The sequence below is a fragment of the Thalassospiraceae bacterium LMO-JJ14 genome, assembly GCA_021555105.2.
Lineage (GTDB): Bacteria > Pseudomonadota > Alphaproteobacteria > Rhodospirillales > Casp-alpha2 > UBA4479.
On sequence record CP134604.1, the window covers coordinates 2,848,501 to 2,874,250 of the forward strand.

Below are 25,750 nucleotides of genomic sequence, written 5' to 3' on the forward strand. Positions count from 1 at the left end.
CCGCTTAAAAGTTAAACAGGGAGAATAAAACAATGGCCAAAGCCACGACGAAAAAAACCGCCGCGAAGAAAGCCCCGGCTAAGAAAGCAGCCGCCAAGAAAGCGCCAGCAAAGAAAGCCGCTGCAAAAAAAGCAGCCGTTAAAAAGGCGCCCGCCAAAAAGACAACCGCCAGGAAAGCCCTGGCAAAGAAAGCCACGGCAAAGAAACCGGTGGCGAAAAAAGCAGCCGTGCGCCGTCCGCGCCAGAAGAAGCTCAAGAATATTTCGGAAATCCGCCGCTTCTTCCATCGCAACGAGGATCCGATCTTCTTCATCAGCGCGACGAACTTCAACCTGCTCGGCATTGACGAGTGGTGCCGGAACTTCAAGTACATCTGCTACATCGATTGCTACGACGGGCGTCACCCGAATGTCTTTGTACCGGACGAAGCGGCGCATCCTGAATTCGAATCGATCGAAGACATCGTCGCCTACCTGCTCGAGCACAAGGAAGTGATCGACTACGTCCGCTCCAAGGGCGGCAAGCCGAAAGCCGTGTTCCTGATGTTCGACAAGCGCGTCGAGAAAGTCTGCAAGGAACTGGGTCTGGAAATCTGGTTCCCGAAAGCAGCGCTTCGCGGCGCCATCGACGACAAGATCGAAACCGTGCGCATCGGGAACAAGGCCGGTGTGCCCTCCGTTCCCAACACGCTCGGCAAGATCGACAGCTGGGCCGACCTGCAGAAGCTTGCCAAGCCGCTCGGCAACGATCTGGTGCTGCAATCCGCGTTCGGCGACAGCGGCCACACCACGTTCTTCATCAAGAGCGAAAAAGACTATCGCCGCTACGAGCACGACATCGTCGGTCAGGGCGAAATCAAGGTCATGAAGCGGATCGACTGCCGCGGCTCGGCGATCGAGGCCTGCGCCACGTCGAAGGGGACCATCGTCGGCCCGTTGATGACGGAACTGGTCGGCTTCAAGGAACTGACGCCGTATCGTGGCGGCTGGTGCGGTAACGAAATCTTCCCCGAAGCCTTCGATGCCAAAATCCGCAAGAAAGCCCGCGAATACACGTTCCAGTTCGGGAACCAGCTGGTCAAGGAAGGCTACCGCGGCTATTTCGAATTGGACTTCCTGATCGATCAGAACGACGGCAACATCTATCTGGGCGAGTGCAACCCGCGTGTCACGGGCGCCAGCTCGATGACCAACCACGCCGCGTTCGCCCACGCCGATGCGCCGCTGTTCCTGTTCCACCTGCTGGAATTCTCCGGCGTGCCGTTCGACATCGACGTCAACGAATTGAACAACCGCTGGGCCGATGCCGACAATATCGACGGCTGGTGCCAGATGGTCATCAAACACACCGAGGACAACGTCGACATCATCACCGAAGCGCCGGAATCCGGTATCTGGAAACTCGCCAAGGACGGTAGTGTCAGCTATGACCGCTTCGACTACCACCGCCGCGCGGTGGAAAGCGAAAACGAGGCGTTCTTCCTGCGTATCTCCGACAAGGGAGATTACCGTTACGAGGGCGCTGATCTCGGCATCCTGATCACCCGCGGCCGGGCGATGGACGACAAGTTCAAGCTGACCAAGCGTTCCAAGCAGTGGATTGCCGGGATCAAGGCGAGCTACAAGGCGAAGCCGCTGCCCAAGGCACAGGCAGTGGAAATGTCGGATCCTGCGTTCAAGATTCTTTGACCGTTGCCCTGTTTGGGCGTAACGAGGATGCATGGATTTAGTTTTCGAAACGGTAAGTGAGGCCAAGGCCGGCCCCAAGTGGCAGTCTTTGTTCGCGACTCTGTGGCCCGCTTACCAGCAATGGTTCATGTCCGATGGCATCGAGGCCCGCCAGACGTATCTGGCGGGTCATCGGGCCTTCAAGAAATACATGCCCGAAATGCTGCCGATGTACGCGCATCTCTGCGAGCTTGCCGGCGGCGGCGATCTTGCGTCGCGGTTTCTCAGCTTTTACTGCCCGCCGGCCTATCTGTCGGGCTGCTCGCAGGCGATCTGGCCCGGTAACGAGCCGATGCTGGTGCGCAACTACGATTACGCGCCGGCGCTCTGTGACGGGCTGATCCTGCATTCAAAATGGCACGATCGCTGGGTCATGGGCATGTCGGACGGCCTGTTCGGGCTTGTCGACGGTATCAACGACCGCGGCCTTGCGGTGTCGCTGACCTTCGGCGGACGGACCATCGTCGGCGACGGCTTCGGCGTGCCGATCATCCTCAGATACATTCTGGAATTCTGCGACACCGCCGGGGACGCCATCGCCGCACTGCAACGCATCCCCTGCCACATGACCTATAACGTCACCGTGGTCGACAAGCAGGGCAAGTATGCGACCGTCTATCTGGCCCCGGATCGAAAGGCCATCGTGACCGACCAGCGCGTCGCCACCAATCACCAGGAACGCGTCGAATGGCACCGCCATGCCCGCGCCACGGCGACGGTCGAACGCGAGCGGTTTCTGTTGCAGCGCCTGACGCTGCACGACGAACCGGCCGACCGCTTCATCGGTGCTTTCCAGAAACCGCCGTTGTATTCGACCGCCTTCGGGCGCGGTTTCGGCACCGTTTATACGGCGATATACTGGCCCAAGCGCGGCATCGCCGAATATCGCTGGCCGGGCGTGCACTGGACACAACGCCTCAAGGCCCCGCTCGAAGGGCAACGGCACATCCGCTTCCCGATGTCCGATGAAGCGCTCGCGTAGTGTCATAAAACTTTGATGATTTCCCCGCTGTCCTGATTTGTTAAGGTGTGTCTTGGTTTAGCCGGACGGAAGCGATCATTGAAAAAAGTCTACAAGCGCATCTTCAAGGATTTCACGGCCAACGTCGTGCCGCTGGACTGTGGCGAGAAGTGCCGTCATCTGAACGACGGAATCCCGGTCTGCTGCGATATCGAACAGGCCGTGCCGATCATGGACAAGCGCGAGTTCAAGCTTTTGCGCGGACGTTCCGATCTGTGGCGCAAGTACCGGCCGCCGAACAAGCATGGCGAGGAACTGGTTGAATCCCTGCATCACGATTGCGTGGCGGCGGAATGCAAGGGGGCGCAATTCTGCGAGCGCGATAACCGCTCGCTGTCATGCCGGGCCTTTCCGTTCTTTCCCTACATCACCAGGGAAGGCGATTTCATCGGCATGGCGACGTATTGGACGTTCGAGGACCGCTGCTGGGTGATCAGTAACCTGAAAAAGGTCACGCGCGAATTCATTGCCGAATTCCATGACGTGTACGAACGCCTGTTCGAGAAGAAATCCGACGAATTCGAGGTCTTCAAGGACTACTCGGCGACCATGCGGCGCGTGTTCTCACGTAAGGGCCGGCCGATCCACATCATCGACCGCGACAAGAAATTCCATGCCATTCTGCCCAAGGGCGCAGGCATGCACCGGGTCAAGAAAAGCGAACTGCCGACGTTCGAGCCCTACGCGGAATAGGATTTCCCCCTCTCCCGGCGCGCAAGCACGCCACCCTCTCCCCAGGGAGAGGGGCTGGCCCTACTTCACCTCAGCGTAGACACTCTCCAGCGCCTTCGAGACGGCGCCGACGATTTCGTCGACCTCGCCCCTGGTGATGCAGAACGGCGGCGCGAAGCCCAGCATGTCGCCGTGCGGCATGGCGCGTGCGATGACGCCGTTTTCCAGCGCCGCTGCGGACATCTTCGCACCGACCTTGAGCGCCGGATCGAAGAACGTCTTTGTGTCCTTGTCGGCAACGAACTCGATTGCCGCCAGCAGACCCTCGCCCCTGACTTCGCCGACCATCGGGTGGTCTGCGAACGCGGCGCGCAGGCTTTCCTGAAAATAGGCCCCGGTTGAACGCACGTTGGCGATCATGTCCTCGTTCTCGATCAGAGTCAGGTTGGCGAGACCGGCGGCGGCCCCGATCGGGTGCGCCGAATAGGTCCAGCCGTGGCCGATCGGTCCGATATCTTCCGATCCCCGGTCGAGAATTTCACAGACGCGTTCGCTCAGGATCGACCCTGACAGCGGCGCATAGGCGCTGGTCAGGCCCTTGGCGATGGTGATGATGTCCGGCTTCATGCCGTAGTGTTCGGAACCGAACCACGACCCCAGACGGCCAAAGCCCGTCACCACTTCGTCGGCGATCAGCATCACGTCGTGCTTGTCGAGCACCTTCTGGATCGCCGGCCAGTAGCCCGCGGGCGGCGGGATCAGCCCGCCGGTTCCCATGAACGGTTCGCCGATGAAGGCCGCAACCGTATCCGGGCCTTCGGCGACGATCATCGCGTCGAGCTTGGCGGCGCAGTCGTCGACGAACGCCTGCTCGCTCATGCCGTCCGGGGCGAATTTCCAGTAATGCGGACATTGCGTGTGTAGCACCTTGTCCAGCGGCAGGTCGAATGCCTTGTGGAACAACGGCAGACCGGTGAGGCTGCCGGTCATCAGCCCGGAGCCGTGATAGCCGCGGTCGCGCGAGATGATCTTCTTTTTTTCCGGCCGGCCGAGCACGTTGTTCATGTACCAGACGAGCTTGATGTTGGTTTCGTTGGCATCCGATCCGGACAATCCGAAATAGACCCGGCTCATGTGATCAGGGGCCAGTTCGACGACTTTCGCGGCGAGGCGGATCGAGGCTTCGGTGCCGTGCCCGACATAGGCGTGATAGTACGCCAGCTTGTGCGCCTGTTCGGCGATGGCGTCGGCGACTTCGCTGCGCCCGTAACCGATATTGACGCAATAAAGACCGGCAAACGCATCGAGGCTCTTTTTCCCGTCACGGTCGGTGATGTAGACCCCCTTGCCGCTTTCGATGACACGGGTCGGCGTGGTGCCGTTGGCGTGTCCCTTGATGTCCGAAGACGCATGCACGAAATGCGCCCGGTCCAGGGTTTCAAGTTCGTCCATGTTGCGGCGCTCGGTCATAACAGCCTCCTCGGATAATTCGTTCACGCCGCTTGATAGCGGCTATGGCGCAGGACTTACAACCCCCCTGCCGCTGTTATTTATCCCGAGGGGCATCTATGGTTTAGTGAAGCCCACGACACCCCACCTATGGCCCCTCGACGGAGAAAAAATTATGGGAGACACACGCCGCACCGCCCTGATCACGGGCTCGGGACGCAATATCGGACGCGCATCCGCATTGGCACTGGCCAAGAACGGCATCAACGTGATCGTCAACGGATCAAGCAATCGGGCAAATTGCGACATCGTCGCCGACGAAGTCCGCGCCTTGGGCGTGGAGGCGCTGGTGTGCATGGCCGATGTCGGCAACCCGGCCGATCTTGAAAAGATGGTCACCGACGGCACCAAGGCCTTCGGGTGCATCGACATTCTCGTCAACAATGCCGCCGTGCGTCCGAACAGCCCGTTTCTGGAAACCGGCGAGGACGAGTGGGAACGCATCCTGAATATCGATTTCCATGCCGCGCGCAGGCTGGCCAGATTGTGCCTGCCGGGGATGCTGGAAAACGGCTGGGGGCGGATCGTCAATTTCGCCGGCATGAACGCCATTCACGGCTATAACGGCCGCGCCCCGGTCAGTGTCTCGAAGCATGCGTCCTGGGGCCTGACCAAATCGCTGGCCAAGGAATTCGGCAAGCAGGGCGTGACCACGAACATCATTTCCCCCGGCCCAATCGCGCCGGACGAAGCCGAGCCGGAAATGCGCGAACACATCGAAAGCATGGTCGGCCGTGTGCCGGTCGGACGTCTCGGCAGGAACGAGGAAATCGGCGCCATGGTGGCGCTGCTGGCGTCCGACGACGGCGCCTTCATCAACGGCCAGTTGCTGCAGGTCAACGGCGGCGCGGAGACTTAAGCTCCCCCCTCTCCCTGGAGGCGAGTATCGCGAGCCGGGAGAGAGGAAATCCCCTCAAGCCGCCGGGCGTTCCCCGGCCGCCGTGGTGCGGTGCATGCGGCGGTGATCGTCCGGCGCGTAATCGTACTCGGCGAAATGCATGGTGCAGCGGTTATCCCACATCAGGGCGTCGCCGGGCTGCCACTTGTGGCGGTAGATATTGTCTTCGCGGGTCGCCGATGCTTCGATCGCATCCATGACGTCGGCGTTCTCGGCCTCGCTCAGCCCCAGGATGCGGGTCGTGAAGAACTTGTTCACATAAAGCGCGCGGCGGCCGGTCTCGGCGTGGCGGCGCACCACCGGGTGGCGTTCCGGTGCAGGCACATCCATCTCGCGATTGCCGTCCGTCTCAGCCGACAGGTTGCGCCGGCGGATGGCCTCGCCGGAATGTTCCGCTTCGGCGGCATCCAGTTTCGCCTTCAACGCCGGGTCCAGATCGTCCCAGGCCCGGTACATGTTGCAGATCAACGTATCGCCGCGCCCGACGGGAACGGTGATGGCGTGCAGGAACGTCGCCGACGGCGGTCGCGCCACGCAACTGATATCGGAATGCCAGAAATCGTTTCTGGCACCGCGGCGCTGGGCATTGTTCTCGAGCACCAGAAGGTTCTCGTATTCGGGATGACCGGCGCGGGCACGTAGCGGATGCGGCTCGACGGCGCCGAAGCGTTCGGTGTAGGCGATCTGTTCGGCAGGGCTGATATCCTGATCGCGAAAAACCAGAACCAGATGATCAAGATACGCCTGCTTGATGACGGCGAAGTCTTCATCGCTGAGGTCCGGGCCGATCTTCACGCCCAGGACCTCTGCGCCGATATGCGGTGTCAGTTTTCTGATTTCGATGGTCATTTTTGGCCCTCCCAATCCGGGAGTTTAGACCTGAGAATTCAGGGGGCTCAAGTCCCCTCTTCCGGCTCGCCATGATCTTCCCCTCTCCCCAAGGAGAGGGTGAAGCCCGCGCACCAGTGCATGGGAGGGAGAGGGACCGGTGATTGAAATCAGCACCCTATGACGTCGTTAGTGAGGTCACCTTGACGGCGGTGTTCCCCTCATGAAAACATCAGACGTGGTATTAGCGAATTACGACAATCGATAAACGTGAATTGAATGTCCCTTAGCTTACATTACCGAACTTGCGATCCTAAACCGACCCGATAACGCCGATAAAAGTGGGAGACTTTATGAATACCCCTGCACCTTTTCGACTGCCCGAAGCGTTCAAAATCGGCATATCATCCATCGATGATGATCATCTAAATCTGGTCGAGTCCATCAATCGCAGTCTGCTCACTCAAGACGGCAACAACATCAAAGATTTCAAGAAGGTATTCGAAAGTTTTATTTCAGATCTGAAGCAGCATTTCGAAAACGAGGAAGAACTCATGCGCGAGGCCGGATATCCAGGCCTTGATGATCATGCAAATCATCACAAAGCCTGTTTGAATCAGCTCAACATGTCACTTGAAACCTGCAACAGACGCGGATATGCCGACCGCAAAGACATTACCGGATTGTTCCACAATCTTATCGGCATTATCGCAAAGGCGGACTTGAAATTCGTTGAATATCTGTGGAACGAAGACTTGGTCGACTCCTTCAAGGGCCGCTGACCCGGGTCAGCACTCCGTGACGTTGACGGCAAGACCGCCTTCGGACGTTTCCTTGTACTTCGAGAGCATGTCGACACCGGTCTGGCGCATGGTTTCGATGGCGCTGTCGAGCGGCACGAAATGCGTCCCGTCACCCAGCAGTGCCAGCGATGCCGCGTTGACTGCCTTGACCGCCCCCATGGCGTTGCGTTCGATGCACGGCACCTGCACCAGGCCACCGACCGGGTCGCAGGTCATACCCAGGTGATGTTCGATGGCGATTTCGGCGGCGTTTTCGATCTGCTCATTGGTGCCGCCGAGCACTGCGCACAGCCCCGCCGCCGCCATCGCCGCCGCCGAGCCGACCTCGCCCTGGCAGCCGACCTCGGCACCGGAAATCGAGGCCTTGGTCTTGATGATCCCGCCGATCGCCGCCGCTGTCAGCAGGAAGTCATCGACCGTGTCTTCGGATGCGTCCGGGCAGAATTCCAGATAATAGCGGATCGTCGCCGGGATGACGCCGGCGGCCCCGTTGGTCGGCGCCGTGACGATGCGCCCGCCAGCGGCGTTTTCCTCGTTCACGGCAATAGCGTACAAGCTGATCCAGTCCATCACCGAATGCGCATATTTGACGTTCCGGGTCTGATCCGCTTGCAGCGTGTTTGAAATCTGCCGTGCACGCCGTTTGACCCTGAGCCCGCCCGGCAACTGCCCGTCGGTGGCGATGCCCCGCTCCATGCAATCCTTCATGACCGCCCAGATGCGGTCCAGGCCGGTACGCACATCGTGCTCGGTGCGCAAAACGTTTTCATTCGCCAGCTTCATCTCGGCGATCGACATCTTTGCCGCCTTGCCCATCGCCAGCATCTCGGCGGCACTTTCGAAGGGATACGGGACGTCGGGATATTCGATACCGCTGTCGACATAATCCGCGAACTCGGAACGGGTGACGACGAACCCGCCGCCGACGGAAAAATAAGTATTGCTGTGCAGCGGATTGCCGGCGGCGTCATAGGTGACCGCGAGCATGCCGTTGGTGTGCTCGTCCAGCGGGGCGTCGAAATCGAAAATAATATCGTGATCGACGTCGAACGCATGCCCCGCCAGCGGCCCGGCATGCAAAGCCTTGTCGTCGATCACCCGGTCGACCAGGGCGCCGGCTGCCGCAGGATCGATGCTGTCGGGCTTTTCTCCCAAAAGACCCAACACCACGGCGCGGTCAGTGCCGTGCCCCTTGCCGGTATAGGCCAGCGAGCCGTACAACGTAACGACGATGCGCCGGACGTCAGCCGTCTTTGCGGCCGTTTCCAGTTCATCCAGAAAGCGGCCCATCGCGACCATCGGCCCGACCGTATGCGAGCTGGACGGCCCGATACCGATTTTAAACAAGTCAAATACGCTCAGAAACATGATCGATACTCCACAACGGCTGGACGGTACTTACTCGTCCTGAGTACGGCAAGCGATGCATCGACATGAAATATCGCCCGGGCGACGTCAGTACTGTAATTTTCGAGACAGATGAGAGGGTTACGTGATTGGACACACCCCCCGCCACTCTGTAAGTTTGACCCTACGAACGATCCGATGCCCTGCACCGTGTGGAGGAATTTCTGATGATACCGATGCCCGTCGTCAAGGAGACGGCGCTCACCCTCATGGACAAGGCGGCAATCGAAATCCCGGACGATTATCTGACGGGTCTCGAAAAAGCCGCCGACGCCGAAGATGGCGATCTGTCATCTTTCGTGCTGCATGCCATGCTCGACAACTACAAGGCCGCCAAGGAAGACCGCCGCGCCATGTGCGCCGACACCGGTGTGCCGCGCTGGTACGTGAAGATGGGCAACGAGGCCCGGCTGGAGGGCGGCCCGGTGGCGCTGGAGGAAGCGCTGCGCGGCGCCACGGCCGAGGCCACCAACGGCGTGCCGCTCAGGCCCAACCGCGTGCACCCGTTGTGGCGCACGGATCACAACAACAACGTCGGCCTGAATGCACCGGAAATCGAGTATTCGTTCGAGCCGGACGGCGACTGGATCGACATCATCACCGTGCACAAGGGCGGGCTGTTCGGGACCGACTACCGGATGCTGTTCCCGGGCGACGGGATCGAGGGTATCAAGCGCTTCTATCTGGATTGCCTCGTCGCCTTCGGCAAGCGCGGCCTTGCCTGTCAGCCGGCAATCATCGGCGTCGGGCTTGGCGGGTCGAAGGACATCTGCTCGGTACTCGGCAAGCAGGCGGCATGTCTCAGGACCGTCGGCGACCGCAATCCGGACCCACGCACGGCGGCACTGGAGCTGGAACTGATGGAGCTCGGCAATTCCATCGGTATGGGCGCCATGGGGTTCGTTGGCAAGTCGATGGTCATCGACTGTCATATCGAATGCGGCTACACGCACACCGGCGGCATGCCGATGAGCGTGCATGCCTTTTGCCTGTCATCGAGGCGCGCCGTGGCGCGTATCCATGCAGACGGCCGGGTCGAATTTCGTACCGACCCGAACTGGTTTACCCCTTACATGAGACGGGAGACGGTCGGATGGGAACCGAACACGGAAACCTTAAGACAGTCAGTCTGAACCTGCCGGTTACGACGGACGACCTGAAGGACATCGAAATCGGCACGGTGGTGTACCTCAACGGCGTCGTCTATACGGCGCGCGAAGGCGTGTACCAGAAAGTCATCGCCGACGGCGAACAACTGCCGGCGCATCTGGATGAAATCTCCAACGCTAATTTTCACTGCTCCCCTGCGGCGCGGCAAAACGATGACGGCAGTTTCACCATCGGCGCCATGACCGGCACCGCGTCGTTCCGCTTTTCCAAGTGGCTCGACAAATGGTTCACGGTGTCCGGCGCCAAGATCATCATCGGCAAGGGCGGCATGTCGTCGGCGGACTACAAGAAATATTTCGTGCCGCACGGCGCGATCTACCTGACCACGGTCGGCTACGGCACCGGCGCGTTGCTGGGACGCGGCATCAAGGGGATCCGCGACGTACACTGGTACGATCAGCTTGGCGTCGCGCAAGCGATGTGGATGGTCGAGGTGGAGAATTTCGGCCCCTTCATCGCCGACAGCGACCTTGAAGGGAATTCCCTGTTCGAACGCGAAAACGCCAAGACCAGAGCCGGCATCGACAAGCTGTATGAGGGCACGAAATCCCCCGCCCTGCATCGCTACGGCGAGACCGACGACCGCGGCGAAGAGGTGATCTGAACGCTGCAATTACGTGCGGTAATTTCGTTGCGGGTGTATAATCGGCGCTCCGCTTTCATGCAGGAGAGCCCACGATGTTCAAATATACCATCTGCTTCGTTATTGCTCTGAGCGCATTCATTTCTGCGGCGCCCCGTGAAGCCACCGCGCAAATGACACCGGAGAGATTCATCAAGAAATTCGATGCCGACAAGGACGGCAACGTCTCGAAGGAGGAATATACCGGCAGACGGCGCCCGTTCAGTTTTTTCGATGCCGACGGCAACGACATTGCGACAGGTGATGAAATCAATGCCGCCCTCGGTGGCGTGGCAAGCAAGTTGAAACAGAAGCCGATGCTTGACGGGCAGGTGCCGCCCGACACGATCGACGCCCGGACCCGCTGTGGGCTCGGCCGCTTCAAACACGACTGCTCGATCAAGGTCGCTATTGAAAAAGGCCTGTTCGAGACGGGCCTGAAACCGAAGTTCCCGGATGGGCTCGGCTGCCGGCGCATCGACGAGGCATGGGCGATATCTTATTCCGCGAAACGCGATCAGGAACAGTATCATGGCGGCATCGACATGCCGGCCCCCTTCGGCACACCGATGCTGGCCGCCGCGGACGGCACGGTCGTCTCAAAAACCGCGGATCCCATGAGCTACCGGGGTATCGAGCTGATCTTGCGGCACAGCCCCGAAGAAACCGGCCTGCCGGTCTGGACCTATACGCAGTACGCCCATTTCAACGAACCCCCCACGGTCAATGTCGGGGACCGGGTCCGCATGGGACAGAACCTCGGCCCGACCGGCAATTCCGGTTTTCAGAAATCCCAGGGCTCCAGGTCAAGGCCACGCCGCCCTGCGATCCACTTCGCGGTGTGGTTTTCGGACAAGCCCGGATTTGCCGCCGACCACAACCGCATCATCCCCGTCGACGGCTGGTGGATGGACCCCAACGCCATGTACCGGTTGAAGCCGCCGTTCGATTCCGCGTCCCTGAAGGCGCTGCCGGATGCGGAAAAGGACGTCGCCATTCCGGTGATGCTGGAAAGCGGCGAGACGGTCCCGGCGAACACCAAGCTGATCTGGCCGTATGCCTGCCGGCGTTGAGGCCTAATAATCCCGCCCCGGCCTGGCCTTGTAGGATGGTAGCGACAACCCTTTGACGATGCCCAGCGCGCGCAGTGCAAAGCCCGCGCCGAACCCGGCCGCCGCAGACATTTCGAACGTCACGCCCATCTGGTTCAACAGTATATGCGTCGCCGCTGCCAGTGCGGCACAGGTGGCGTAGACTTCCTTTCTGAGGATCAACGGCGTCTCCGCACAGACAACATCCCTGAGCAGCCCGCCGAACGTCGCCGTCATCATACCCATGACGATGGCGACCAGCGGCCCGGCGCCGCTGCGGCGCGCCAGTTCGGCGCCCATGACGCCATACAGCGCAATCCCCAGCGCATCCGCCCACAGCAACACCGGATAGCGCCGCTGCACCCGGTGCGCCGTGAAGAACAGCAACACGGCAATCGCCAGACAAATCCAGATAGCCAGCGGATCGGCGATCCAGAACACGGTCCGGTCGAGCAGGACATCCCTGAGCGTACCGCCGCCGACACCTGTCAGGCACGCCATCAGGCCGAAGCCGATCAGGTCCATTTCCTTGCGGCTGGCGACCAGCGCGCCCGACGCCGCAAAGACGATGACCCCCATGATATCGAGAACGGAAATGATTGTGTGCATGCCTGGCGCTCCTCCCCCGTCATCCTGAATTTAATTCAGGATCCATATATACGCACGCAAATGGTGCCGGGGCTTATGGGTCCTTAATCAAGTTCAGGACGACGAACCCGCTAAATCACCATGCACAGTCTGAGCGCGTCATAGATGGCGGCGTGGATATTGCGGCTGGCGACCGCATCGCCGATACGGAACAACTGGAACGCACCGTCCTTGTTGGGCGACAGAATCTGCGGCCGGCCGGCGACGAAAGCATCCATGTCGACGGCGCCGAGATTGCGGCTCAACGGCTTAAGGGCGAAATAGAGATCGTCCAGGGGCAGTGTGCCGTGCTCGATCACCACCTGGTCGACGCGGCGCCGTTCCCGGCGGTCGGAATAATCCGAACCGATCACCGCCGTCAGCGTATTGCCATCCTTTTCAATCGCCATCAGCCGTTTGTTGATGGTCAGCGTGACGCCGTGCGCATCGAAGCATTCGGCGTACTTGACGTGGTTGAGGCCACCGATCTCGACGGCGAAGAAACGCTCCGGCGTGACGATCTCCAGCTCGCTGCCCGAAAGCGCAATCATCTCGGCCGCCGCCAATCCCGGATGCGCCGCGTTATCATCGAACAGCAACACCCGTTCCGCCGGCTTCACGTCGCCGGACAGGATATCCCAGCCCGATATGGCATGCTGGGCGCCGGACACGATGTCGGTGTTCGGCAGACCGCCCGTGGCGACGATCACCACGTCGGGGTCAAGCGCCTCCACATCGGCCACCTCCGCGAACGTGTTGAAGCGGAACGTGACGCCCGCCTTTTCGCACTGTGCCATGCGCCAGTCGACAATGCCGATCAGTTCCGACCGCCGTTTGACGCGCGCCGCAAGTTGCACCTGTCCGCCCGGCTGATCGGCGGCTTCGAGCACAGTAACCTTGTGTCCGCGCGCGGCCAGCACCCGCGCCGCCTCCAAACCCGCCGGGCCGGCGCCGACGACGACACAGAACTTGTGCGCGCCCGTGCTCGCCGGTACGAGGTGCGGGATCGTTCCCTCGCGCCCCGTCGCCGGGTTGTGGATACAAAGCGCCTCGTTCCCTTCGTAGATCCGGTCCAGGCAATAGGTCGCGCCGACGCAGGGGCGGATATCGTCCTCCGTTCCCGCCGCGACCTTGTTGGCGATGTGCGGGTCGGCGATATGGGCCCGGGTCATGCCGACCATATCCAGCTTGCCCTCGGCGACGGCGTGACGGGCCGTCGCCACGTCCGAGATACGCGCCGCATGGAACACCGGGAATTTCGTCCGCGCCCGAACCTCGCCGCAAAAATCCAGATGCGGCGCCGACGGCATGCCGCCGACGGGAATGACCTTGGTCAGTGCGGCGTCGGTCTCGATGTGGCCGCGGATGAGGTTGAGGAAGTCGATCTTGCCGGTGGCGACGAGGCATTCGGCGATTTTTACCCCCTCTTCCTTGCTGATCCCGGCATCCCAGTCTTCGTCAGCGACCATACGGATACCGACAATGAAATCGGGGCCGACGCGGTCGCGGACGGCATCGATCACGCGCCTGGAAAACCGCATGCGGTTTTCCAGGCTACCGCCCCATTCGTCGTCGCGCATGTTCGTGGCGGGCGACCAGAACTGATCCATCAGATGGCCGGAGGCTTCGATCTCGATCCCATCGAGACCGCCCGTCTTCATCCGCTCCGCGGCATCGGCGTATTCGCCGATGATACGTTCGATTTCCCAATCTTCGATTGTTTTCGGGAAGGCCCGGTGCGCCGCCTCGCGGACCGGGCTCGGCGCCAGCACCGGCAGCCAGTCGGAATGGTTCCAGTTTGTGCGCCTTCCCAGGTGCGTGATCTGCATCATGACCGCCGCGCCGTGCCCGTGGCACGCATCGGACAACTCGCGCAGCCACGGCACGATCTCGTCCTTGTAGGCGTGCAGGTTGCCGAATGCGGGCGGGCTGTCCGGGGACACCACGGCGGAGCCTGCGGTCATGGTGAGCGCAATGCCGCCTTTGGCCTTTTCCTCGTGATACAGCCGGTAGCGCGCTTTCGGCATGCCGTCCTCGGAATATGCCGGCTCGTGCGCCGTCGACATGATGCGATTGCGAAGCGTCAGATGCTTCAGCCGGTAGGGCTGAAGAAGCGGGTCATTTGCGGACATATGCACTCTCGTATCAGTAACAGGCATCTTCCATTTTGCGCTACTTCCGGTCAATAAGTCTCGGAATGCTTGATCGACATGGCGGGAGGTTCATACGTCTCGTGCCGCTCTTGCCAAAGTGCATTGGCACGCTTCTGGACGGGCCAGTTGTATTGTGAGCACCGCACTCGGCTGGCGGCATTTGGTCAAAGGGCTGGTCGAGTTTGTGCAAAAGTGAAATTTTAATCAACTTGTGGTATAGTTCCATTGCACGACGTGATTATCCGTACACATAACCTCAAGGAGTTGCACATGGGTAAGTATCACGACAAAGCACAGCAGGACTATTCATCCTCAAACGGTCGGCGCCCCGAAGCGCCGAGCATTACAAGCAGCTTCGGCAGTTCTGAGCAATTGGAACGTGAAGTTGCGGACCGCAAAGATTATGAGGATGGTTGGCGAAATGCCGATAAGCAGGACAGGAAGAACAAAAAGGGCTGGTAAACTTCTACCACCGATAATTCCTGCCCGTCTGACTTGGTGAAGGCGGATTCAACTGTAAATGTACGCATTCACTTCCTAGCGGATAGAAAATACTCTATTCGCGCCGTTCGTGCGCGAACTTGATCAGCGCGCCGAGGCGATAGACGGCATGCACCATCTTGCCATACGGGAAGGTCGCGAACATCGCCAGCACGATCCCAAGGTGCACGGCCAAGAGCGTACCCATGGCCGACGTTTCGCGCAGCCCCAGCAGCGCCAACCCCGTGACACCGGTAAGGATCAGCAGCCACAGAAAGGCGATGTCCATACCTGTGCGTTTCGTGTCCTGCGGCGCGGGGTCGGCTTTCTTCTTGATCATCAACAGGCCGACCGGGCCGATGACGATGCCGATACCGCCGAGCGTCCCCAGGATCACCGGGATCGAAAGATAGTCATACGGCGCTTCCCAGCCGAACGCGTAATGATAGAGCGTCGCCACGGAGGTCGCCGCGAAGCACAGCATGAAGCCCCACATGGTCATCTGGTGCGCATGGCGCCGGGCCATGGAGAAGTTGTCGTCGGGATAATTGCAGCCATGCCCGCCGCCGGCCATGTACTTCATCTGCCCGGCGTCCTTGAGCGCCTGCGCGAGCGCCCCCGGATGCACCAGATCGGCGGGCCTGGCGCCGATATCGCGCCAGAACTTCAGCAACCCGATCAGGAACGCGAGCCCCGCAAACGCGAACGGCACGATCGCCAGATAGACAATGACGTTGTGCGGGATGACGTTATAGAACGCCCCCGGTCCCGTATGCACGCCGCCCAGCACGTCCGCGCCCTGCACCAGATAGACACCGGCCAACACCGCAACCGCCAGCACAGCGGTGATCAGCGCGATCCACTTCGCATTACCCTCGAACAGGCCCTTGAAGATACCGGGCCAGGCGTAATCGCGGTAGGTCTCTGCCCGTAGCTCGGCGAAAACCTTCGGCACGTTGACCGCGAACTCGTGCGGCGGAGCGTACTGGCAGGCGTAATAGCAGCCCTGGCAGCCGTGGCACAGGTTGGCCAGATACGTCACGTCCCCTTCCGAAAACGTGAGCCGCTTGTTCATTGCCGGGAACACGGCGCAATAGCCCTCGCAGTATCTGCAGGCGTTGCAGATCTGCATGACGCGCTTGGCTTCTTCCAATGTCTCAGTTGCGGGCATGGCGTGCGGCCTCCTCACCGGCGATGCGGCCGAACACGTTGCCGATGGCCATGCCGGTACCGCCGGCATAGCCCTGACCGAGAATGTTCCCGGCCATGATCTCGCCGGCCGCCCATATATTGTCGGCGGGCTTGCCGTCGTTCATGAAAACCTGTGCGCTTTTGTTCACCTCGAGCCCCAGATACGTAAAGGTAATGCCCATCTTCACCGGATAGCCGTAATAAGGCGGCGTATCGATCTTTCGCGCCCAGTTGGATTTCTTCGGTTCCAGCCCCTCGGTATGGCAGCCATCCGGCTCCGTCGCGTTGAATTCACCCGGCTGCACCGCAGCGTTGAAGTCGGCGATGGTCTTTTCCATGGTCGGCGCATCGACGCCCAACTGTTCGGCAAGGTCGCCCAGCGTATCGGCCTGAAACGGCGCGTAGACCGTCGGCATGAACAGCCCCATGGATTTGCTGTCGATGATCGCATAGGCGACCTGATCGGGCTGCTTGGCGACGAGGCGGCCCCAGATGGCATAACGCTTGGGCCAGATGTCCTCGCCCTCGTCATAGAACCGTTCGCCGTTCTTGTTCACCACGGCGGAGAAAATGACGCAATCGATGCGCGTCGAGATACCGCCGTCGAACTTCGGTGCACGGCCATCGATGGCAACGGCGTGGCACTGATCGGGCGCGCCGATTGGCTTGGCGCCATTGTCCAGCATCGATCTGAGCACCTTGCCGGTGTTCATCGGCGAGCCGCGCACCAGAAAATTCTCGGCGATCTCGCCCCAGCCTTCCTTGAGCCATTCGATGTTGGCCTCGAAGCCGCCCGACGCCAGTACGACCGTGCGCGCTTCGACCCGGTGCAGTTCGCCCCCGTGGCGGACCATGGCGGCCTTGAACGTGCTGCCGTCCAGCTCCATTTCCTCGACCTCGGCCTCGTAGACGATGTCTATTCCGGCTTTTTCGGCGGCTTTGAAATAACTGTTCATCATCGCTCTGCCGCCGCCCAGGAAGAAAGCGTTGGTGCGGGCCAGGCCGAGCGTGCCGGAAAGCGGCGGCTGGAACTTGATGCCCTGCGCCAGCATCCAGTCGGCGCAGTCTTCGGACGCGTCGATCATGAAGCGCATCAGCTCTTCGTTGGTGTTGCCGTCGGTGACACGCATCAAATCCTTGAAGTATTCGTCGGCGTCGTAGCGCCCGGTGACGTAATCCGTCGCGGCGTTGTGGGTATAGCGGATGTTGCGAACATGGCGGCTGTTGCCGCCGCGCAGGTCCTTGTTCGCGCTTTCGATCATCAAAACGCTGGCGCCCCGCGCGCGCGCCGTCAGCGCCGCCGACATCGCAGCGTTTCCAGCGCCGAGCACAAGCACGTCATGCGGCTGCAAAAATTCTTTGGGGGGCAAGATCAACTCCCGGAAACGTCAAAAGGGGCGAATATTCGGTGTCATCAAACATAGCCGCCGGGATCGGGGGCGGCAAAAGAATTCAGCTTAACGGGCAATACCGGACAGGTGTTTCTCGCCGCGATTCACACACACCTCACGTCACCCTGAACTTGATTGGGGGTCCATGCTTCGAGACGCTCTCAGTCGAACGCCGGCTCCACGCCCGACGGCAGGCCGACCTCGAAGGCGTTCAGGATGTGCGAGATGGTCGCATAGTATCCGGCGAGGAATACAAGCTCCGTAAGGCCTTGTTCGCCCAGAAGCTCGAACGTTTCGGCATAAAGAGAATCGTCGACGCGTGTCTCTGTCTGCAGATCCGAAACAAACCGGTAGACAATCGCCTCGGCCGCATCCACCGGCACCAACCCGTTCATCACACGCTCGATGGTATCGTCGGAAAGCCCTTCCTTCTTGCCCACCTTGACGTGCGCCCACCATTCGTATTCGGCATTGAAATGCCGGCCGACAGTGATGATCGCAAGCTCGCGAAGCGGCGCCGGTATAACCGTCTCGTAACGAAGCTTGCCGCCCAGTTGCTGCAGCAGATCGCCCATTTCCGGCGAATACAGCATGGCATTGAAGGGACCGCGAAGTGCCCCTTCCTCGTTCAGAAACTCCGCCGGATCGCCCTTGGCGCGGGGGCCGCCGGTAATACCGTCAAAAACGCGGCGCTGCGCGTCGCTCATCGTGTCGGTGGGGATCGGTCCTAGTCTGCTCATCATTTACCTGCCGCTTTTGCTACCTGTTCGGGGGAAGGCGGATTGCCGGGCACCGGCTCGCCGGACAAAGCCGGATGCGAGCGCTGATACTGCGGCGGGAAAGCCGCATTGGCGCGGAGCACCTCGGCGGCATGCCAGGCCCAGTGCGGATCATACAGCATGCCCCGGGCCAGGGCGACCATATCGGCCTGCCCGGACTTGACGATGTGCTCGGCCTGGACCGGATCGGTGATCTTGCCTACCGCCATCACCGGAATTTCGCTCTCGCGGCGGATATCGGCGGCGAAATGCGTTTGATAACCCGGTCCGACGGGAATTTCCTGCTTCGGCGAATTGCCGCCCGAAGACACGTCGATGAAGTCACAACCCGCGGCCTTGAGCAGCTTCGTATAGGCGATGCTGCCGGCGATATCCCAGCCGCCTTCGACCCAGTCGGATGCCGAGATCCTAACGCCGACGGCGATGTCGTCGGGCACGACGGCGCGAACCGCCTCGAAGATTTCCAGGGGATAGCGCATCCGCCCTTCCAATGAGCCGCCGTAGGCATCGTTGCGCTTGTTCGACAGCGGCGAGAGGAACTGATGCAGCAGATAGCCGTGCGCGTTGTGCAACTCGATCACGCGAAATCCCATTCGCACGGCCCGCTTGGCGGCTTCGACAAAGCTGACGCGCACCCGCTCCAGGGTCTCGTCCGTCATCGCCTCGGGTGTATGCCAGCCATCGGCATAGGGTTCCGCCGACGGGCCGACCGTCTGCCAGGCGCCGTCATCCGCCCCGAGCGGCGTGCCGCCCTTCCAAGGCACCTTGCACGATGCCTTGCGCCCGGCATGCGCGAGCTGGATGCCGAGCGGGGAATTGCCGTACGCATTGCAGAAATCGAGTACCCGCTTGAGCGCCGCTTCGTTCTCATCGGAATACAGGCCGACACAGCCGGGCGTGATGCGGCCTTCGGCTTCGGTCGCCGTCGCCTCGACGAACAGCAGGCCGACACCGGAAACGGCGAACTGGCCCAGATGCATGATGTGCCAGTCGCCGACGGTGCCGTCCGCGGCCGAATACTGGCACATCGGGGCGACGACAATGCGGTTGGGCATTTCCAGACCGCGCAAGTGAATGGGCGTGAAGAGTTCGCTGCTCATGTTTCCCCCGGGAATAAACACTGGATGGTAGGTGCACCCTATGTTGGCACGCCACGCCCGTGCGTCAATAACCGGAGGGGGTCAGACAAGTATTATGCCGCGGCCGAGTGCAGCCCGGCGGCGTGGTTGCCGCCTTCGTCCGCCTTTTCAACCAGTACCTGGTGCAGGATCTTGACCGCATCGCCGTATGAGCCGTCGGCGAACACGAACTGGATATCCACACCGCGCCCCGATGCATGCGTGGCAATCAGCTCCAACGGGCTGTCGGCCAGTGCCGACAGCGCTGTATCGAGAAACCGTTTGTCGCGCATGTTGGTGCCGATGGCCGATACGATGTCGACCTTGCGGGTCTGAATCGCGGCTTCCGGCTGTCGCTTCTGAATGAGTTCGATCACCCGGCGCACCTGTTTCAGCGGCGCCGAAACATAGAACGACATGGTGTTGGCGTTCAGGCTCCAGTTGACCAGCGGCAGCTTGAAGCGGCGGAACGCGGCCAGTGCGTCCTCGCCGGCACCCGGAATCCCGACCATGTCCTGATCGAAGACCTCGACCTCGATGGCATTTTCAAGACCGGTAACGATTTCGATGCGCGGCTCATCGGTGCTCCAGCTCTCGTCGATAACGGTGCCGGGGTGCTCGGGCTCGAAGGTGTTGACGATCCTGAGCGGGATACCCTGCTTGCGCAGCCCTTTGGCGGCGCGGGGATGAATGGCCTCCATTCCCATGTTGGAAAGCTGATCGGCAACGTCGTAATTGGTGTGGCCGATGGGCGCAACCTTGTCGATGCCGACGATATTCGGGTCGGCGCTGGACAGGTGAAATTCCTTGTGAATGACCGCTTCCCTGGCGTTGGTGACGCAGGCGACGGCCGAAAACGTGACTTCCGAATAGCCGCGCCCGTATATCCCCATCAGGCCGTCCGCCGCCTGCGTATAGCCGGTGACGATCGGCAGCACGTTCGCGACGTCGATTTCGGCGAAGCCCTCGCGGATACGCTCCTCAAGGCTTAGGCTTTCGCTTTCGCGCCAGCCCGACAGGTCGACGAATTCCGCGTTCACGCCGCGCCGGCGCAACAGCAGCATGGTATTGTGCGCGCTGTGCGCCTCACCGATTCCGCTGATCATTTCACGCACCGTCATCAGGTGCTCTTCGAGCTTGAAGTGGCCATAGCCGCAGATCCGCTGCAGGTCGATCAGGCAATTGCGCACACCTTCGATGCGTTCCTGCACGAAACGGTCCGCGAGTTTGCGGTCCGCCTCGTCATCGAAGGCCTTGGCGTTCAGGTCCAGCATGTGGTCCTGCACCTTCGACAGGGCATCGCCCCACGCCCAGTCGTTTTCCGAACCGGCATAAAGCGCATACACACCCTGTTCGCCGGTCTTCTTGTTTTCCAGCAGCATGTCGGTGATCCCGCCATAGGCGGAAACGACAAAGATGCGGTTATACAGGTCTGGACCGCTTCTGGAACCGATCAGGATATTGTCGAAGACGGCGTCGATTTCCGTCATCGACGTGCCGCCGATCTTGTGAACGGTGTGATTTCCGCCCGCTGTTCCTTCAGCTCTTTCTTCAGGCATCTGCAAGGGCCTCTTCGTTCAGTTTGTAGGCGCCGTCCGCGTCATGCACTTCGCGGCCGTTCAGTGCCGGGTTGAAGGCACAGGCCAGATGCATGTCTTCGGTGCCGCCGCGCAGAATATGCTGGTCGTTCTTATCAAGGATATAAACCGTGCCGGGCTCGATCTTGTAGACTTTGCCGTCGGCGACGGTTTCGACCTCGCCGTTGCCGGACATGCAGTAAACGGTCTCAAGATGGTTCTTGTACCAGATCGGCGTTTCCGTACCGGCATAGATGGTGGTGATGTGGAACGAGAACCCCATCCCGTCATCGGCCAGCGACAGGCGCACGCTTTTCCAGGTGTCGGTTTTGACGGTGCGGTTGGAATCTTCACACGCGGCAAGGGTGCGGACGATCATCGGTGTATCTCCTGGTTCGTTGATTTCTGTTATGCGTCTGTCGGCTTCAGGCAGGCTTATTCAGCCGCGACCTGTGCAGCCGTCATATCGCAGATCGCCGCATCGAAAGCCTGACCCAGGATATCGATCCCGCGCTTCAGTTCATCCTCGGTGATGGTCAGCGAGGCCAGGCACTTCACGACCTCGTCGTGTGCGCCGGAGGTTTCGATGACCAGCCCGCGTTTGAAGGACTCTGCGACGATACGCCCGGCCAGTTCGCCGGATTCGACGACGATGCCCTGCATCATGCCCCGGCCGCGCAGTTCAACGACGCTATCGCCGTATTTGTCCTGCAAGGCCTTGAAGCCGTCACGCAGCAGATCGCCCTTGGCCCGGACAGACGCGGCAAAGGCGTCGTCTTTCCAGAATTTCTCGATCGCCACCGTGGCGGTGACGAATGCATGGTTGTTGCCGCGGAAGGTGCCGTTGTGCTCGCCCGGTCCCCAGACATCAAGATCACGCTTGATCAACGTCACCGCGAACGGCAGGCCGAAGCCCGAAAGCGATTTCGACAGGGTCACGATATCCGGCTTGATGCCCGCCGGCTCGAAGCTGAAGAATGAGCCGGTCCGACCGCAGCCGGCCTGAATGTCATCGACGATCAGCATCACGTTATACTTGCGGCAGACCTTTTCGAGATTTTTGAGCCAATCCGTACGGGCCGCGGTCAGGCCGCCCTCGCCCTGCACGCACTCGACGATGACGGCCGCCGGCATATCGACACCGCTCGACGGGTCGCCAAGCACGCGGTCCAGATATTCGGTGCTGTCGGTGTCTTGGCCGAGATAGCCGTCATACGGCATGCGCGTCACGCCCGGCATGCCGACACCTGCGGCGCCGCGATGGTGCTGATTGCCGGTCGCCGCCAATGCGCCCAGCGTCACGCCGTGAAAGCCGTTGGTGAAGGATATGATGTTGCTGCGTCCGGTAATCTTGCGCGCCAGCTTCAATGCCGCTTCGACGGCGTTGGCGCCGGTCGGGCCGGTGAACTGCAGCACGTAATCCATGTCTCGCGGTTCAAGAATATATTTCTCGAACGTCGTCAGGAATTTTTCCTTGGCCCGCGTATGCATATCAAGGCCGTGCGTGATCCCGCCCGAACCGAGGTAATCGACGAGCGCGTCGCGCATGTCGGGATCGTTGTGTCCATAGTTCAGGCTGCCGGCACCGGCCAGAAAATCGATGTATTCATTCCCCTTCTCGTCGGCAAGGATCGCACCATGCGCCTTGTCGAAGGTCACCGGAAATGAACGTGCATAGCTCTGCACCTGTGATTCGCGTCTTTCGAAAATAGACATACTGAAGGACCTCGTTTCTCGTCGTCAGTTAAAAGTCACCGTTTCATGGCTGTGTCGAAAACCGGCGCCGCCGATGCGACATCCGATGAAACGGGGGATTGATTGATTTGTTGTCGCCCGGTTAGGCGATCAGGCGGCGCGGCTCAGCACCGGCATCAGATCGGACCGCTTGAACGGACCGATGTTCCACAGCATCTCGGTTTTTTGCTGGCCGTCGAAATGCTCTTCACGGTCGAACAGAACATCCCTTTCGATATCCGCGCCAAGTTCGCGGGCAATCGACTTGAAAACGCCGTGCGATGCCTTGTTATCCGGCGTGATCGTCGTCTTGATGTGGCGGATGCCCTTGATCGAAGGGCGCCGCAGAATATCGAACACCATCCGTTTGGCCAACGACAGGCCGCGTGCTTCGGGCGCCACGGCAACCTGCCAGACGAACAGGCTGTCTTCGTGTTCAGGCATCACATAGCCCGAAACAAAGCCGGCAACGTCGCCATCCAGTTCGGCAAGCGCGCTGGTCTGGCTGAAATGCGAACATTGCAGCAGATTGCAGTAGACCGAGTTCTCGTCGAGCGGCTTGCACTGTTCAACCAGTTCATTCACCGCCACCCCGTCTTCGGGGGTCGGGCGGCGCAGAATCAGGTCGCTGTCAATACGGTCAAGGCGTTCGGAAATCGTCATGGTTCTTGCTGTTCCTCTTATTTATATCAATTACCGATATAATTTTCTTGCGCATGACATAGCTTTTCATACGAGGGGCGTCAACAGGTGCGCCATAAATTCATGAATTAATTTAAATATTTCAATTTTCCGCAACATTCTGAGAGAATGCGCTATCAGAGAGTACTATAATTACATTGTATTTTGATGGTTTTAGGCTTATCTCCCATTTCATGCAGGAAGACATGTCATTTCTGGGGTATGTTTCGCTGTCTGGCCCTGATTCGGGCCTTCGGGGAGCGGGAAACATGGATCAACTGAACGAAGCGCTGGTCTCGATCAGACAGATTCTCCGCGCCACGGAACTGCACGGCAAGGCGCTGCGCGTGGCCACCGGGCTCAAAACATCGCAACTACTGGTGTTGCAGGCGCTGGAAGACACGCCGGAAATGACCGTCGGCAAAATTACCGCCCAGGTACACATGGCCCAGGCCACGGTGACCATGATCGTCGTCAGACTTGAAGAGCTGGGCCTTGTCGTCCGCAGCCGCGGCACGACGGACAAGCGCAAGGTCTTCGTCAGCCTGACCAAAGCCGGCCATGAAATTCTGGAGCAGGCACCGGAAGCGCTGCACCAGCGGTTCGCGGAACAGTTCGTCCCCCTGAAGGAATGGGAAAAGACCATGCTCGTCGCATCCCTGCAACGGGTCGCATCCATGCTGGATGCATCCGACATAGACGCCGCACCAATCTTGCAGTTTGGATCAACCGATCAATCGGAAAGCTGAAACAAGCTCCGTCATTGACAAATAAGGGGCCTGCCAGTAAACCCGCGCATGGTTTGGAGCACCTGCCGCTCGCGGGCACTGCCTTGGTGAAGCTCCGGTTTTGTTCTGTCCTACTGATCTTTGCAGTCAGCGGATCGATGGAAATGCGAGCCCCGTCAAGTATCCGGCACTGACTAGGGGATTGAGCAATGGACAAATCGAACCTATTACCACCTATTGAAGATATCAAAAGCCAGGCGAAAGCCCTGCGCCGAGCACTCAATGACGATGGCTCAGACATCAGTCATAGCCGTTCACTTGAGCTTGTCGCAAAGACTTATGGGTATCGAGATTGGAACACCCTGTACGCAACAGCCGGCAATCGTCGTGATCTGAAATTACGGCCCGGGCAGCGCGTATCCGGCGAATACCTCGGTCAACGATTTGCCGCCGAGATCATTGGTATTGTCCGCCATTCCGAAGACCGGCAGCGGATAACGCTCCAATTCGATCGCCCTGTTGACGTCATTACCTTCGAAGGTATGTCCAACTACAGATCGCGTGTTTCGTGCGTCATTAACAACGACGGTGTGACGGCAGAAAAAACGTCGAACGGCCGCCATCACCTACGTCTTGAGCGGCCGTGATCTTGACGGAGAAGACATCGCCTTAAGAAAACGCCTCTTTCAAAGCGTCACCGACATGCACGGGCGTCGACAGCACGTTGACGCCGGCCGCTTCGAGCGCGGTTTTCTTCGACGCATACGTTCCCTTGTCACCCATGACGATGGCGCCCGCATGGCCCATTTTCTTGCCCGGCGGGGCGGCGCCCCCGGCAATAAAGGCAATGACCGGCTTCGACATCGCCTTTGCATATTCGGCTGCGTCTTCTTCCATCGCGCCGCCGATCTCGCCGACCATGACGACGGCTTCGGTACCGGGGAAATTATCGAGCGCTTCCAGGGCATTACGGGTCGTCGTGCCGATCACCGGGTCGCCGCCTATACCAACGAACGCCGTCTGGCCATAACCCGCCGAGACGATGTTCTGGCACATCAGCGTGCCGAGCGAGCCTGAGCGCGACAGTACGCCGACCGTCCCCTTCTTGAAGATGCGCTGATTGAACGCCGGCATGAAGCCCATGAAGGTTTCGTCGACCGTGACGCCACCCGCGGTGTTGGGACCGACGATCTGCGTGCCGGCTTCTTTTGCCGCCGCCATGACGTACATGACGTCGTGCACCGGCACGTGTTCGGTCAGGCACAGGATCATTTTCGCACCGGCCTCGATGGCGTCGAGCGCTGCGGCTTTGACGCCCAGCGGCGGAATGAACAGCAACGAAGCATCGAAGCCCGTATCGTTCTGGGCATCGACGGCGGACGCGTGCACCGGCACGCCACAGTGTTCGGTCCCTGCCTTTTTCGGGTTCACGCCGCCGACCACGGTGGCGCCGTATTCCTGCATCCGTTCGGTCCAGAAGGTGCCCTGCTTGCCGGTGATGCCCTGCACCAGAATGCGCGTTTCCTTGCGTGGGATAATCATG

At 60.2% G+C, this 25,750-nt stretch carries 25 protein-coding genes; 11 read left to right on the forward strand and 14 right to left on the reverse strand.

Annotated elements, in window-relative coordinates:
* Positions 1–32: 32 nt before the first annotated feature.
* The 3 genes from L2D14_13410 (at position 33) to L2D14_13420 (ending at position 3,441) form a co-directional block, all read left to right on the forward strand.
* A complete protein-coding gene (locus L2D14_13410) occupies positions 33–1,688 on the forward strand; it encodes a biotin carboxylase (protein WNJ98864.1) in 1,656 nt (551 codons plus the stop codon).
* Positions 1,689–1,719: 31 nt separating this feature from the next.
* The gene (locus L2D14_13415) at positions 1,720–2,709 is read left to right on the forward strand and encodes a C45 family peptidase (GenBank protein ID WNJ98865.1); all 990 of its coding nucleotides are present in this window, start codon (positions 1,720–1,722) and stop codon (positions 2,707–2,709) included.
* Positions 2,710–2,787: 78 nt separating this feature from the next.
* Positions 2,788–3,441: a hypothetical protein gene (locus L2D14_13420; protein WNJ98866.1), complete on the forward strand. Its 654-nt coding sequence runs from the start codon at positions 2,788–2,790 to the stop codon at positions 3,439–3,441.
* Between the two features lie 60 nt (positions 3,442–3,501).
* Here L2D14_13420 and L2D14_13425 read toward each other — a convergent pair whose 3' ends face one another.
* A complete protein-coding gene (locus tag L2D14_13425; GenBank protein ID WNJ98867.1) occupies positions 3,502–4,890 on the reverse strand; it encodes an aminotransferase in 1,389 nt (462 codons plus the stop codon).
* 154 nt (positions 4,891–5,044) lie between these two features.
* On the opposite strand from L2D14_13425, the gene L2D14_13430 reads away from it, so the two are divergent.
* Entirely contained in the window at positions 5,045–5,788 is a 744-nt protein-coding gene (locus tag L2D14_13430; GenBank protein WNJ98868.1) for an SDR family oxidoreductase, read from the forward strand.
* Positions 5,789–5,842: 54 nt separating this feature from the next.
* On the opposite strand, the gene L2D14_13435 is transcribed toward L2D14_13430, so the two are convergent.
* On the reverse strand, positions 5,843–6,676 hold the full coding sequence (locus tag L2D14_13435; protein ID WNJ98869.1) for a TauD/TfdA family dioxygenase: 834 nt from the start codon (positions 6,674–6,676) through the stop codon (positions 5,843–5,845).
* A gap of 332 nt (positions 6,677–7,008) precedes the next feature.
* Between L2D14_13435 and L2D14_13440 the strand changes: the two genes are divergently transcribed.
* Positions 7,009–7,437, forward strand: coding sequence for a hemerythrin family protein (locus L2D14_13440; GenBank protein WNJ98870.1), 429 nt, complete (start codon positions 7,009–7,011; stop codon positions 7,435–7,437).
* 6 nt (positions 7,438–7,443) lie between these two features.
* Here the strand turns inward: L2D14_13440 and L2D14_13445 are convergent, their stop codons facing one another.
* The gene (locus L2D14_13445; GenBank protein ID WNJ98871.1) at positions 7,444–8,826 is read right to left on the reverse strand and encodes an L-serine ammonia-lyase; all 1,383 of its coding nucleotides are present in this window, start codon (positions 8,824–8,826) and stop codon (positions 7,444–7,446) included.
* Positions 8,827–9,032: 206 nt separating this feature from the next.
* Between L2D14_13445 and L2D14_13450 the strand changes: the two genes are divergently transcribed.
* The 3 genes from L2D14_13450 (at position 9,033) to L2D14_13460 (ending at position 11,730) form a co-directional block, all read left to right on the forward strand.
* Positions 9,033–9,998 (forward strand): fumarate hydratase, encoded by a 966-nt coding sequence (locus L2D14_13450; protein ID WNJ98872.1) that lies wholly within the window; start codon positions 9,033–9,035, stop codon positions 9,996–9,998.
* Positions 9,959–10,639, forward strand: coding sequence for a fumarate hydratase C-terminal domain-containing protein (locus L2D14_13455; GenBank protein WNJ98873.1), 681 nt, complete (start codon positions 9,959–9,961; stop codon positions 10,637–10,639). The genes L2D14_13450 and L2D14_13455 overlap by 40 nt, the downstream gene beginning before the upstream one ends.
* Before the next feature lie 74 nt (positions 10,640–10,713).
* Complete coding sequence (locus L2D14_13460) at positions 10,714–11,730, forward strand: peptidoglycan DD-metalloendopeptidase family protein (GenBank protein ID WNJ98874.1); 1,017 nt, start codon at positions 10,714–10,716, stop codon at positions 11,728–11,730.
* A 3-nt stretch (positions 11,731–11,733) separates the two neighbouring features.
* On the opposite strand, the gene L2D14_13465 is transcribed toward L2D14_13460, so the two are convergent.
* Both L2D14_13465 and L2D14_13470 read right to left on the reverse strand, forming a co-directional pair.
* The gene (locus L2D14_13465; GenBank protein ID WNJ98875.1) at positions 11,734–12,357 is read right to left on the reverse strand and encodes a trimeric intracellular cation channel family protein; all 624 of its coding nucleotides are present in this window, start codon (positions 12,355–12,357) and stop codon (positions 11,734–11,736) included.
* Between the two features lie 110 nt (positions 12,358–12,467).
* Entirely contained in the window at positions 12,468–14,507 is a 2,040-nt protein-coding gene (locus L2D14_13470; GenBank protein ID WNJ98876.1) for an NADH:flavin oxidoreductase, read from the reverse strand.
* A gap of 291 nt (positions 14,508–14,798) precedes the next feature.
* On the opposite strand from L2D14_13470, the gene L2D14_13475 reads away from it, so the two are divergent.
* Complete coding sequence (locus tag L2D14_13475; GenBank protein WNJ98877.1) at positions 14,799–14,990, forward strand: hypothetical protein; 192 nt, start codon at positions 14,799–14,801, stop codon at positions 14,988–14,990.
* A 94-nt stretch (positions 14,991–15,084) separates the two neighbouring features.
* On the opposite strand, the gene tcuB is transcribed toward L2D14_13475, so the two are convergent.
* The 8 genes from tcuB to ectA form a co-directional block, all read right to left on the reverse strand.
* Positions 15,085–16,179: a tricarballylate utilization 4Fe-4S protein TcuB gene (tcuB, locus tag L2D14_13480; protein WNJ98878.1), complete on the reverse strand. Its 1,095-nt coding sequence runs from the start codon at positions 16,177–16,179 to the stop codon at positions 15,085–15,087.
* Positions 16,166–17,569, reverse strand: a complete 1,404-nt coding sequence (gene tcuA / locus L2D14_13485) for an FAD-dependent tricarballylate dehydrogenase TcuA (GenBank protein ID WNJ98879.1) — start codon at positions 17,567–17,569, stop codon at positions 16,166–16,168. Before tcuA ends, tcuB begins: the two co-directional genes overlap by 14 nt.
* 182 nt (positions 17,570–17,751) lie before the next feature.
* Positions 17,752–18,333 (reverse strand): carboxymuconolactone decarboxylase family protein, encoded by a 582-nt coding sequence (locus L2D14_13490; protein WNJ98880.1) that lies wholly within the window; start codon positions 18,331–18,333, stop codon positions 17,752–17,754.
* Positions 18,330–19,469, reverse strand: coding sequence for an NADH:flavin oxidoreductase/NADH oxidase (locus tag L2D14_13495; protein WNJ98881.1), 1,140 nt, complete (start codon positions 19,467–19,469; stop codon positions 18,330–18,332). The genes L2D14_13490 and L2D14_13495 overlap by 4 nt, the downstream gene beginning before the upstream one ends.
* A 92-nt stretch (positions 19,470–19,561) precedes the next feature.
* On the reverse strand, positions 19,562–21,046 hold the full coding sequence (locus L2D14_13500) for an aspartate kinase (GenBank protein WNJ98882.1): 1,485 nt from the start codon (positions 21,044–21,046) through the stop codon (positions 19,562–19,564).
* Complete coding sequence (locus L2D14_13505; protein ID WNJ98883.1) at positions 21,039–21,443, reverse strand: ectoine synthase; 405 nt, start codon at positions 21,441–21,443, stop codon at positions 21,039–21,041. The genes L2D14_13500 and L2D14_13505 overlap by 8 nt, the downstream gene beginning before the upstream one ends.
* A 56-nt stretch (positions 21,444–21,499) precedes the next feature.
* Positions 21,500–22,780 carry a diaminobutyrate--2-oxoglutarate transaminase gene (gene ectB, locus L2D14_13510; protein ID WNJ98884.1) on the reverse strand — a complete coding sequence of 427 codons (1,281 nt, stop codon included), beginning with the start codon at positions 22,778–22,780 and terminating at the stop codon, positions 21,500–21,502.
* Positions 22,781–22,909: 129 nt separating this feature from the next.
* Entirely contained in the window at positions 22,910–23,461 is a 552-nt protein-coding gene (gene ectA / locus L2D14_13515) for a diaminobutyrate acetyltransferase (protein WNJ98885.1), read from the reverse strand.
* Positions 23,462–23,748: 287 nt separating this feature from the next.
* Between ectA and L2D14_13520 the strand changes: the two genes are divergently transcribed.
* Entirely contained in the window at positions 23,749–24,228 is a 480-nt protein-coding gene (locus tag L2D14_13520; GenBank protein ID WNJ98886.1) for a MarR family transcriptional regulator, read from the forward strand.
* Positions 24,229–24,416: 188 nt separating this feature from the next.
* Positions 24,417–24,854, forward strand: coding sequence for a glyoxalase superfamily protein (locus tag L2D14_13525; protein WNJ98887.1), 438 nt, complete (start codon positions 24,417–24,419; stop codon positions 24,852–24,854).
* 22 nt (positions 24,855–24,876) lie between these two features.
* Here L2D14_13525 and L2D14_13530 read toward each other — a convergent pair whose 3' ends face one another.
* The gene (locus L2D14_13530; GenBank protein ID WNJ98888.1) at positions 24,877–25,749 is read right to left on the reverse strand and encodes a succinyl-CoA synthetase subunit alpha; all 873 of its coding nucleotides are present in this window, start codon (positions 25,747–25,749) and stop codon (positions 24,877–24,879) included.
* Between the last annotated feature and the right edge of the window lies 1 nt (position 25,750).

Bases quoted from the DNA above. Each gene is read 5' to 3' on its own strand.
- L2D14_13410 (WNJ98864.1), top strand. From the start codon at position 33: ATGGCCAAAGCCACGACGAAAAAAACCGCCGCGAAGAAAGCCCCGGCT.
- L2D14_13415 (WNJ98865.1), top strand. From the start codon at position 1,720: ATGGATTTAGTTTTCGAAACGGTAAGTGAGGCCAAGGCCGGCCCCAAG.
- L2D14_13425 (WNJ98867.1), bottom strand. From the start codon at position 4,890: ATGACCGAGCGCCGCAACATGGACGAACTTGAAACCCTGGACCGGGCG.
- L2D14_13430 (WNJ98868.1), top strand. From the start codon at position 5,045: ATGGGAGACACACGCCGCACCGCCCTGATCACGGGCTCGGGACGCAAT.
- L2D14_13435 (WNJ98869.1), bottom strand. From the start codon at position 6,676: ATGACCATCGAAATCAGAAAACTGACACCGCATATCGGCGCAGAGGTC.
- L2D14_13440 (WNJ98870.1), top strand. From the start codon at position 7,009: ATGAATACCCCTGCACCTTTTCGACTGCCCGAAGCGTTCAAAATCGGC.
- L2D14_13445 (WNJ98871.1), bottom strand. From the start codon at position 8,826: ATGTTTCTGAGCGTATTTGACTTGTTTAAAATCGGTATCGGGCCGTCC.
- L2D14_13450 (WNJ98872.1), top strand. From the start codon at position 9,033: ATGATACCGATGCCCGTCGTCAAGGAGACGGCGCTCACCCTCATGGAC.
- L2D14_13455 (WNJ98873.1), top strand. From the start codon at position 9,959: ATGGGAACCGAACACGGAAACCTTAAGACAGTCAGTCTGAACCTGCCG.
- L2D14_13460 (WNJ98874.1), top strand. From the start codon at position 10,714: ATGTTCAAATATACCATCTGCTTCGTTATTGCTCTGAGCGCATTCATT.
- L2D14_13465 (WNJ98875.1), bottom strand. From the start codon at position 12,357: ATGCACACAATCATTTCCGTTCTCGATATCATGGGGGTCATCGTCTTT.
- L2D14_13470 (WNJ98876.1), bottom strand. From the start codon at position 14,507: ATGTCCGCAAATGACCCGCTTCTTCAGCCCTACCGGCTGAAGCATCTG.
- L2D14_13475 (WNJ98877.1), top strand. From the start codon at position 14,799: ATGGGTAAGTATCACGACAAAGCACAGCAGGACTATTCATCCTCAAAC.
- tcuB (WNJ98878.1), bottom strand. From the start codon at position 16,179: ATGCCCGCAACTGAGACATTGGAAGAAGCCAAGCGCGTCATGCAGATC.
- L2D14_13490 (WNJ98880.1), bottom strand. From the start codon at position 18,333: ATGATGAGCAGACTAGGACCGATCCCCACCGACACGATGAGCGACGCG.
- L2D14_13495 (WNJ98881.1), bottom strand. From the start codon at position 19,469: ATGAGCAGCGAACTCTTCACGCCCATTCACTTGCGCGGTCTGGAAATG.
- L2D14_13500 (WNJ98882.1), bottom strand. From the start codon at position 21,046: ATGCCTGAAGAAAGAGCTGAAGGAACAGCGGGCGGAAATCACACCGTT.
- L2D14_13505 (WNJ98883.1), bottom strand. From the start codon at position 21,443: ATGATCGTCCGCACCCTTGCCGCGTGTGAAGATTCCAACCGCACCGTC.
- ectB (WNJ98884.1), bottom strand. From the start codon at position 22,780: ATGTCTATTTTCGAAAGACGCGAATCACAGGTGCAGAGCTATGCACGT.
- ectA (WNJ98885.1), bottom strand. From the start codon at position 23,461: ATGACGATTTCCGAACGCCTTGACCGTATTGACAGCGACCTGATTCTG.
- L2D14_13520 (WNJ98886.1), top strand. From the start codon at position 23,749: ATGGATCAACTGAACGAAGCGCTGGTCTCGATCAGACAGATTCTCCGC.
- L2D14_13525 (WNJ98887.1), top strand. From the start codon at position 24,417: ATGGACAAATCGAACCTATTACCACCTATTGAAGATATCAAAAGCCAG.
- L2D14_13530 (WNJ98888.1), bottom strand. From the start codon at position 25,749: ATGATTATCCCACGCAAGGAAACGCGCATTCTGGTGCAGGGCATCACC.